This is a genomic window from Xenorhabdus aichiensis (genome assembly GCF_028598775.1).
Classification (GTDB): Bacteria; Pseudomonadota; Gammaproteobacteria; order Enterobacterales; family Enterobacteriaceae; genus Xenorhabdus; species Xenorhabdus bovienii.
Genome location: NZ_JAQRFO010000024.1, coordinates 40,842 through 51,377 on the forward strand (window position 1 = coordinate 40,842; position 10,536 = coordinate 51,377).

5 protein-coding genes are annotated in these 10,536 nt (G+C 40.8%); 4 read left to right on the forward strand and 1 reads right to left on the reverse strand.

Features of this window, described 5'->3' with window-relative positions; translation table 11 throughout:
• Positions 1–127: 127 nt before the first annotated feature.
• Positions 128–2,581, reverse strand: coding sequence for a leucine--tRNA ligase (leuS, locus tag PSI22_RS12075; RefSeq protein WP_370689023.1), 2,454 nt, complete (start codon positions 2,579–2,581; stop codon positions 128–130).
• Between the two features lie 677 nt (positions 2,582–3,258).
• Here leuS and PSI22_RS12080 point away from each other — a divergent pair.
• The 4 genes from PSI22_RS12080 (at position 3,259) to PSI22_RS12095 (ending at position 10,524) form a co-directional block, all read left to right on the forward strand.
• Positions 3,259–4,182, forward strand: a complete 924-nt coding sequence (locus PSI22_RS12080; RefSeq protein ID WP_273579960.1) for an AraC family transcriptional regulator — start codon at positions 3,259–3,261, stop codon at positions 4,180–4,182.
• 164 nt (positions 4,183–4,346) lie between these two features.
• Positions 4,347–4,925: an NAD(P)H-dependent oxidoreductase gene (locus PSI22_RS12085; protein ID WP_273579962.1), complete on the forward strand. Its 579-nt coding sequence runs from the start codon at positions 4,347–4,349 to the stop codon at positions 4,923–4,925.
• Positions 4,926–5,108: 183 nt separating this feature from the next.
• Positions 5,109–6,785 carry a cyclic peptide export ABC transporter gene (locus PSI22_RS12090; protein WP_273579964.1) on the forward strand — a complete coding sequence of 559 codons (1,677 nt, stop codon included), beginning with the start codon at positions 5,109–5,111 and terminating at the stop codon, positions 6,783–6,785.
• A 469-nt stretch (positions 6,786–7,254) separates the two neighbouring features.
• A complete protein-coding gene (locus tag PSI22_RS12095) occupies positions 7,255–10,524 on the forward strand; it encodes a non-ribosomal peptide synthetase (protein WP_273579966.1) in 3,270 nt (1,089 codons plus the stop codon).
• Positions 10,525–10,536: the final 12 nt, after the last annotated feature.

A 10,536-nucleotide genomic window follows, 5' to 3' on the forward strand; every position in this document is an offset into this window, starting at 1 on the left:
TATTATCTTGTCAGATCTCTATATCAGTAAAATGTACCTACAAAAGGAATAACTCCAATTTAATAAGAGTTATTCCTACTGAAAAGAATAATTTTGGCTAGTACATCTTACGGGTTACGTGTGATAATTAAGATGTAACTATATTCACGAGCTTATTGGGGACAATAATGGTGCGCTTCACAGTTTTCCCTGCAATATGTTTCTGGACTTCTTTTAGAGTGAACAGTTTATCTTTTATCATTTCCTCTGATGCATCCACACTAATAAGATGTTGAGCTCGCAACTTACCGTTTACTTGGACTGCGATAGTGACAGTATATTGAACAATAGCCAACTCATCTACTTTAGGCCACTCTTCTGTAATGAGAGCATTATCATGTCCTAGAACATGCCATAAAACATGCGTAACGTGAGGGATAATAGGAGATAACATAATAACGACATTGTCTAATACTTCTTGTGCTACAGCTTTGTCTGTTTCACTATTAACCGTAAACTTATTGTATGTATTGATAAGTTCCATAACAGCTGCAATTGCAGTGTTGAAGCTTAATCTTGTCTCCATAACATCAGTTACTTTCTTTAGAGTTTCATGGAGCTTCCTTCTTAAATTTTTTTGCTCAATAGTAACAATTCCACTTGAATGAATTGTCTTGGGCATGCAGTGTTCGGCATGACCATGAACCGTATTCCAGAGTTTCTTAATAAACCTATGTGCACCATCGACCCCGGAGTCTGACCATTCAAGCTGCTGCTCAGGAGGTGCGCTGAACATCATAAATAGACGCAAAGTATCTGCACCATAGTTGTCAATATAATCTTGAGGGTTCACTACATTTCCTTTCGATTTTGACATTTTGCTGCCATCTTTAAGCACCATTCCCTGAGTAAATAGACGGACAAACGGCTCATCCGATGTTAACAAGCCTTCATCACGCATTACTTTGTGAATAAATCTAGCGTACAGTAAGTGTAAAATTGCGTGTTCTATGCCTCCTATGTATAAATCTACTGGCGCCCAATAATTAGCTCTTTCGTCTAACATCATGTTCGGTTGGTCAACACATGTAAATCGAGCGGAATACCAAGAAGACTCGACAAAGGTGTCAAAAGTGTCTGTTTCTCTAACTGCATTTTTTCCACAACTGGGGCACTTAACATTGTAAAATTCAGGTATGTTTTTAAGCACATTGGATTTATCTGTGAATTCAAATTCTTCTGGTAACACTACGGGAAGATCATTTTCAGGTACAGGTACAGTCCCACAATCATCGCAGTATATAATTGGAATCGGAGCACCCCAATAACGTTGGCGAGACACTCCCCAATCGCGAAGTCTGTATTTAGTTTCGAGTGTTCCTGCCTTTATTTCCCTTAATTTTTGAGTAACTCCCTTAATAGCGTCATCACTCACCAACCCATTGAATTCCCCTGAGTTTATTAAAATTCCTTTACCTGTAAATAAGCCCTCAATATTAGCACTTTCTTCATCAACAGGTTTTATGACGTGCTTAACGGGTAAATTATAGAGGCAGGCAAACTCGTGATCGCGTTCATCATGAGCTGGAACACCCATTATGGCTCCCGTGCCATAGCTCGACAAAATATAATTAGCTATCCATATTGGTACTTCTTCTCCATTCAACGGATTGATAGCTATGCAGTCTGTTTGAATGCCTTTCTTTGTAAGTGTTGCTAAGTCAGATTCAGCAGTAGACATCTGCATACACTTATCTGTAAAAAGCTTTATATCGGGCTCTCGTTCAGATAATTCTCGTGCAAAGGAGTGGTCTGGTGCTAGCGCTATAAAGCTGCAACCAAAAATTGTGTCAGGCCTGGACGTAAATACTTCTACTGTATTTCCTGTGCCTTTAATCTTGAAACTAACTTGAACTCCTGTGGATTTACCAATCCAGTTTTTTTGCATCGTTTTAACTTGAACAGGCCATTCTCCCAAGTGGTTCAAGCCATTTAGCAATTCTTCTGCATAATCCGTGATTTTTAAAAACCATTGAGAGATTTCTCTTTTTTCTACTAAAGCATCTGAACGCCACCCTCGCCCATTTATAACTTGTTCATTGGCAAGGACGGTCTCGTCCACAGGATCCCAATTCACTACAGATTTCTTCTTATACGCTAGTCCTCTCTGATATAATCTGAGGAATAGCCATTGCTCCCACCGGTAATAATCAGGAGAACACGTGGCGATTTCTCTAGACCAATCGTACCCGTACCCCATTTGCTTTAATTGCTTTCGCATGTTGTTTATATTCTTGTACGTCCAAGATGCAGGGTGAGTATTATTTTTAATAGCAGCGTTCTCGGCAGGCAATCCGAAAGCATCCCATCCCATAGGTTGAAATACGTTTTTTCCACACATTTTTTGATAACGAATAATAGCATCACCTATGGAGTAATTCCTTACATGCCCCATATGAATATTGCCACTAGGATAGGGAAACATACAAAGAGAATAGAATTTTTCCCCAGGGTTATTTTCATCTGCAAGAAAGATTTTTGCTGATGACCAGTATGATTGTGCTTCTTTTTCAACATCTCTCGCACTATATGTTTTATTTATTTTCATGGACATACACTTAAATACCACCTGTAAATTATTTTTCATTAGGGATTTTTTCTATTTCCATATTTCCATTAAATTTAATTTAATTTAATCATGGATGTTTTTATATTTTATATTTTATATTTTATATTTTATAAATATCATATTAAAACAAAAAAATATATGACAATATATTTATAAAAAATAAATAATAGATCCACATTATTATTCATATACACATATAAAAAATAATCAAAAAAAATAAAAATAAAAACAGCGATAAAAATAATTATAAATTTTATAAATCATTTTTTTACCTTCCATACGTTTTCTGGAAGAATAAAGAAAGATAATAATATCAATGGATCTAACTATGACATAATCTTCTCCTACTTGCTCGGTAATTACTATAATCAGCCTAACTTAAACTATTGTTAAACCGTCACTCATAAATAGAGACGTATCATGACACCGTACTCATTACGTCTGTAGCATTAGCTCCCCAAGATCTGTTCAATCAATCCACTTTGTATTTTATGATTAAATCCCTTAACCACCTTATCCTCCTCAATTATTGCCTAATCCTCCAATTTATTATTTTCACTGATATAAATTTTCCAATTCTAACGATATGCTAAGTAACAATAATGAGTAAAAATTTTGTGTGTTTATGGCAATAAATGAGGGAGTAGAAAATGAGTGCATTACATCACCTATCCGGTGCAATAGAAATTGAAATTCAGTTACAACAATTAATCGGGAAAGTGGCCAGCTTGACGCGACCCAATACACATTCAGCCAAAACTGCGATCCCTGAAATGACATTGTGTCATTTAGAGCAGCCAACGACGCCAATAGGCTGGTTGTACGAACCCAGCATTATGATCATCGCCCAAGGGAAAAAACGGATAACTATCGGCGGGTGCTCTTATTGTTGTGATGCCAGCCAATTTATGGTGACTTCCACCGATATTCCCACCATTACTCAAGTTTGCACCGCTTCGAAAGAAGAACCCTTTTTTGCCATGATGTTACAGTTTAATATTCAGGAAGCCTCAGAATTACTGATAGAAAATCATGTTGCGATCCGGCAGGATTCGCCAGAAACATGCGGGTTAGCTGTTACTCCCGTAACAGCCGAACTGCTGGTTTGTTTCAATCGGCTACTGGATTTATTGAATACACCGGAAGATATCCCCGTACTTTCACCACTAATTCAAAAAGAAATTGTCTATCGCCTGCTAAAAAGTGAATTGGGTGGACGACTGCAACAAATGGCCTCACAGGAAAGCCCTAGTCATCAAATTAGCAAGACCATTAATTGGCTGAAAGATCACTTTGCTGACCCCGTCAAAGTCGAACAACTCGCACAGATTGCCAGAATGAGCCCTTCATCCTTTCATCACCATTTTAAGGCGGTGACTTCAATGAGCCCACTCCAGTATCAGAAATGGCTGCGTTTAAATGAAGCGAGACGAATATTATTGACACAACACCATAACGTATCAGCCACCGCATTTCAGGTGGGTTATGAAAGCCCTTCCCAGTTCAACCGTGAATACAGCCGTCTATTTGGTGAGCCACCCTGTCGGGATATCAAGCGGCTGCGAGTAAGATGATGATTAACCAACCGCCATCAAATGACCTTGATAAAACGATAAATGCGAAAACAATATCTCTTTGGAGGATCAGGCAACGATTGGAAATAACTGGGCACCCATCCGGCCAAAATTGGATCTAATATAATTCATGCATTATCAATAAAATAAAACAGAGGATGATTATGACCCATATTTTGGTTATTAACTCAGCAAAAGAGTTTGGTGAATCAAAAGGAGAACTGAATAACGCGTTAACAGAGATCATCAAAGATCATCTGACGGAAATGGGGCACGAGATCCAAATAACTCATGTTGATAGGGGTTATGATATTCAGGCAGAAGTCGATAAATTTATTTGGGCAGACAGCGTTATTTACCAGATGCCGGGTTGGTGGATGGAAGCACCGTGGATTTTGAAAAAGTATGTTGATGAAGTTTTTAGTGCCGGTGACGGTACGTTATTTCAAGATGATGGGAGGACGCGCAGTGATCTTACCAAAAAATATGGTTCAGGGGGGTTGTCTCAGGGCAAAACTTACATGTTTTCGGTTACCTGGAATGCACCGCTGGAATCTTTCGAAGACCCCGAACAGTTTTTTGAAGGAAAAGGCATCGACAACATTTATTACCCTTTTCACAAAGCAAATCAGTTTTTAGGCATGTCACCCTTACCGACGTTTGCTTGCTATGACGTGGTGAAACAGCCACAGATTGCACAGGATATTGAGCGGTTAAAAATGCACTTGTCTGATTGTTATTGATAATTAGTGCTCCCACCTGCCATGCAGGTGGGTAATGTGATTTTTATCACGGTTTAAATTTATTCATATTACCTCATATAAATCTTCCTTGAATTTTTACCAAAAAAAAACAACCATAACGGGTCTAATAAATTGATATATACATTTTATATTACCCATAACATCCTATAATGGCTTATTTTTATGACTCTAATAGCTTATCTATACCGCCAATCTTGGATATTACTGCTTTTATCGACAATAAGCGCATTAATTAGTGGATTTGCCGGTGCATCTGTAGTAAGTACAATTAGCAAAGGAATTACAGAAACAATTGAGCTTAATTCCTTTCTCTGGAGCTTTTTTGGTATATGTATTCTTTTTTTCATTACTAAAACGCTATCCGAGGTTATCCTCTCGCATTTAACCCAAGCGACAATTTATTCCTTACGCCTCAGTCTGAGTGCTAAAATATTACGCGCGCCTTACAAAAAACTTAATAAACTCGGGAGACATGGCCTATTAGCTGTTTTAACTAAAGATGTCGATGTATTTATACAATCTTTTATGTTAGCCCCAACTGCTTTTGGAAATATCACCCTTATTTTCGCCTGTTTTGGTTATTTAGCGTGGATTTCCTGGCAACTCTTTGTCATTCTGATCCTTTTATGTCTAGTGATGATGTATGTTTTTTATCTTCTGGAAAAACGGCCTATACGTTTAATGACTGAAATGCGTGATCAGGTGGACAGGCTGTATCTCAATTTCCAGAGCCTGATCGATGGAAGCAAAGAGCTGCAACTCAATACGCAGAAAGGCGATGCTTTTATCGATAAAGTCATTTCTCCCGGTGCCAGAAAATTTAAAGAGATCTGTATTAAAGCAACCACGGGTTATGCTTGGGTGCTGAATGCCAGCTCAATCGCTTTTTATATGATTATCGGCATCATGGTCTTTGTCGTGCCAATCTGGTTGCCTCAAGACCCGGCCAGTCTGGTGACGGTGACATTAGTTGTACTCTTTTTGGCTGGCCCTATCAGTGAAGTTGTCGGTGCCATTCCAGAACTGAGAGAAGCCGAAATCTCACTGAATAAAATGCGTCAACTTGATAGTGACTTAGACGAAGGGCAGGAAAATCAATCAGTGCAGGGTGACACGCCAAACCCATTCTTGAGTGAAAAACCCCTGGTACTTGAGTTGAAGGATATCGTCCATCACTATACGACTGATAAAGAAGACCGTCAGTTTATGCTCGGCCCTTTAAGCCTGAAAATATCTCAGGGCGAAATTGTCTTTATTGTCGGGGGTAATGGTAGCGGTAAGACCACGTTAGCCATGATGCTGGTCGGTTTATTCGAACAGGAATCCGGTTCTATCTGGCTTAACGGTGTAAAGATGGATGCGTCTAACAATGTCCACTATCGCCAATTCTTTTCCGCTGTATTTTCCAATTATCATCTATTCGATCAGCTATTAAATACCGGTACAGACGTCACAGAGAAAGCGACTCATTACATTCAGGCATTAAACATGGGTCACAAAGTGAAAATTATTGATGGTAAATTCTCTACGACAGATCTTTCAGCCGGTCAAAGAAAACGATTAGCTTTGGTCGCTGCTTATTTGGAAGACCGCCCTCTTTATCTTTTTGATGAATGGGCTGCTGACCAAGATCCGGTGTTTAAGCGACTGTTCTATACAGAACTTCTGCCGGAGTTAAGATCTCGTGGGAAAACGGTTATTGTGATTAGCCATGACGATGCTTATTTTAATATTGCTGAACGTGTTATTAAACTGGAAGATGGTAATATTAAAGAAATAAATAATCATAACCATGAAACTATTACGGAACTAAAACAAATAACAACCCTGAATAAATAGCCATTACATATTTTTTATTCATTCCAAGAACCTATTTTAATAGGTTCTTTTTTTATTAATCTACATTATTAAAATTATTATGTAATATAAATTATTAATAACATAGATACACATTGCCTGTAATAAAATTAGATACATAAGTAAAACACGACTAACCATGTAAAATACGTTGATTTAATATATAATTCATCCTCTCGAATGTCATGAAAAAATCAAAGTATATTTTCTGAACAAAATGAAATTTGCTTATCCGTTTTTTTAAAAATATGCCATTCTTTTTCTAAGAATGGCATATTTTTTATTATTTTATACATTCACAGCATGATTTTTATTGCTGAAAAATAGATCGTTATGACTTTATTTTAACCTAGTTTTTTTAGTTGTAGATTTGGATTTTAGTTTTATTTTTTGTTTTATCAGTTCTCATACTTTTTTATTTTCATATGCCCATAAAAAAGGGAGCTATAAAATGAACCACCCTGAAAAGTTGAAGCCATTTGCTTTATCCGAAGCACAAAGCAGCCGTTGGTTTCAATATCAAATTAACCCAAGCCAACGTGGGCGAAATAATGGTGCGTTTTGTGCCAGAGTTAAGGGGTTAAACGCTCAAGATTTAGAAGATGCACTCAATCACCTGATCAAGCGTCACCCGATGCTACGAGCCTGTTTTGGGTTATACGATGGCGAATTGGGATATCGCATAGCAGAGAATAGTGAAATCAAAGTTCAGACACATGATGCCCGGCACCTCAGCGAAGACACGCTTCAGCAACTTGTACTTGACGATTGCCGGCATGTTCTCGATCTGGAAAATCCGCTGCGCTTTTATGCCAGTTGGTATCAATGCAATGCGCAAGAAAGTGTCATGGTATTGACGTTCGATCATTTGGTTGTCGATGGTTGGTCTTACTGGCTGTTGCTGGAAGAACTCGGCATGATTCTGACCTCACAGGAATTGGAACCGATATCAGAACACAGTTATCAAGATTATGTTTCATGGCAACAGCAATGGTTAAACAGTAAAAGTGCAAAGAAACAACAACAGTTCTGGTGCGATAATCTGGCTGGTGATTTGAGCGCATTATCATGGCCGATGAAAATCGGATCCGTACAAAACGGAGTAGATAATAACTCCTCCTCCCCAGCCACGGATAAGATCACGGCTTTCGGCAGAATCCCTGATGCTTTAGCCAGTAAGCTGTGTGCTATGGCACCTGAATACGGTAACAGCCTGTTCGCTATTTTTCTGGCTGCCTATCAAATCCTGCTAAATCGCTATACCGCGCAGGACGATATCGTTATTGGCTCAATGATGCCGGGTCGGAGTCAAGCCAAATGGGGTAAATTAGTCGGGGAATTCGTCAATCCGGTCGCTTTACGCGGTCAAATCAACGGTGATATCACTGTACGGGAACATATTCTTCAAACCGCGAAAACCATCCGTCAGGCGATTGAAAACCAGAGATACCCTTTCACCAAGGTTTTGGAACAATTTAAATTACAGCGCAGTGCGGATACGCATCCAATTTTCCAGACTCTGATGACCTTTCAAAAACCCAGATATGTGAGTGAGCTGCCAACGTTATGGATGGATGACGATTCCAGCACGACAGTGCATTGGGGTGGCGCGGAATTAAGACCTTTCCCCCATCCTCTTTATGCCGATACCCCCGTCCCCTTGATGGTGAATATGATGGAGGTCAATCAACAGATCCGTTGTCATTTCCATTACGATCCCCAAGTGTTCGATGCTGAGTTAATCAATCAACTCATAAAAAATCTCATCACTTTGCTCACTGTAATGGCGGATAACCAACAACAGTCTATCGACAGCTTACCGCTGATGGATGAGCAAGAACGCCGGCAGGTTCTCTATGATTTCAACAAGACCGATAAGCCTTTTCCTCAACATGCTCTGATTCATCAACTATTCGAACAGCAAGTCGAACGCACGCCTGACGCCATCGCCCTGATTTGCGGTGATAACCCGTTAAGCTATACCGAACTTAACCAACAAGCCAATCGATTGGCTCATGCCTTAATTAAAGCCGGTATTCGTCCAGATAATCGTATCGCCATCTGCATGGAGCGCAGTCTGGATATGGTCATTGGCCTGCTGGGGATACTAAAAGCCGGTGCTGCCTACGTTCCGCTCGACCCTGAATATCCGACAGATCGGCTTGGCCATATCCTGTCAGACAGTGACCCCGCACTTCTGCTGATTCATCACGGCCTGCAAGATCATTTACCGATGACAAATAGGCCTGCATGGGTATTGGAGAGTGAAGAATATCAAACAAATATCGCCAGTCAGCCGACGGATAACCCGGTTGCCACTGATTTGGGTCTGACGTCCCGCCATTTAGCCTATGTGCTTTATACCTCTGGCTCAACGGGCTTACCGAAAGGGGTCATGAATGAACACCGTGGAGTCGTCAACCGCTTGTTGTGGGCGCAGGATGAATATCAATTAACTCAGCATGATCGGGTATTGCAGAAAACGCCGTTCAGTTTTGATGTCTCTGTCTGGGAGTTTTTCCTGCCTCTTCTCGCCGGCGCTCAATTAGTCATGGCGCGTCCCGGTGGTCATAAGGAAGCGCTCTATCTGCTGGAAGAAATCGAAACGCGGGGTATTACTACCCTTCATTTTGTGCCTTCCATGCTGCAAAGTTTTATTCATCTGACACCCGCAGACCGTTGCCCTTCTTTGCGTCAGATCTTGTGCAGCGGAGAAGCCTTGTCGTATTCCTTACAGCAACAGTGCCTGGCTCATTTTGCTCACAGCGAACTTCACAACCTGTATGGCCCGACTGAAGCCGCTATCGATGTCACCTCCTGGCGGTGTGTACCCAATCAGCATGCCGGTCTGGTTCCCATTGGTCACCCTATCGACAATACCCAGATCTATATCCTTGATAAACATGATCAGCCTGTTCCCATTGGCGTAATCGGGGAAATTTATATCGCGGGTGCGGGTGTTGCCCGGGGTTATCTGAATAAACCGGAATTAACCGCAGAACGTTTTGTCCGTGATCCGTTCAGTCAGCATCCTGACATGCGGATGTACAAAACCGGCGATATCGGGCGTTGGCTAGCCGATGGCAGCATCGATTATCTGGGACGCAATGACTTTCAGGTCAAGATACGCGGAAATCGCATTGAACTGGGGGAAATTGAAGCACGTCTGGCTCAGTCTGATGGCGTTCAAGATGTGATTGTTATCGCCCGTGAATATGATGCCGGAGATACACGGCTAGTCGCTTATCTCATCCCCAAGCCCGGCGTCACCCTGAGCATTCCTGCTCTACGGGAACAAGTGGGCAGCAGTCTGCCTGATTACATGATCCCGAGTGCATTTGTGATGCTGGATGCCTTCCCGCTCACCCTGAATGGCAAATTGGATCGTAAAGCGCTACCTGCCCCCGATCACTCGGCCGTCCTCACACGGGAATATGCGGCGCCACAAGGTGAAACCGAAGAACAACTGGCCGATATCTGGCAAAAATTACTGAAAATCGATCGCGTCGGGCGTAATGACAATTTTTTCGAACTGGGTGGTCATTCGCTGCTGATGCTACAGCTACAGTCAAGAATAAGTGAAAATTTTGATGTCGAACTCTCTATTCAACAATTGTTTGCACACCCCACTATTTGTCAACTTGAAGAGCATATTATCGATGCTCAGTTACTGCAATTTGACGCTGAATCCTTGCAAGATCTCTACAAAACAATGGGTTAATTCTGGTTTTTA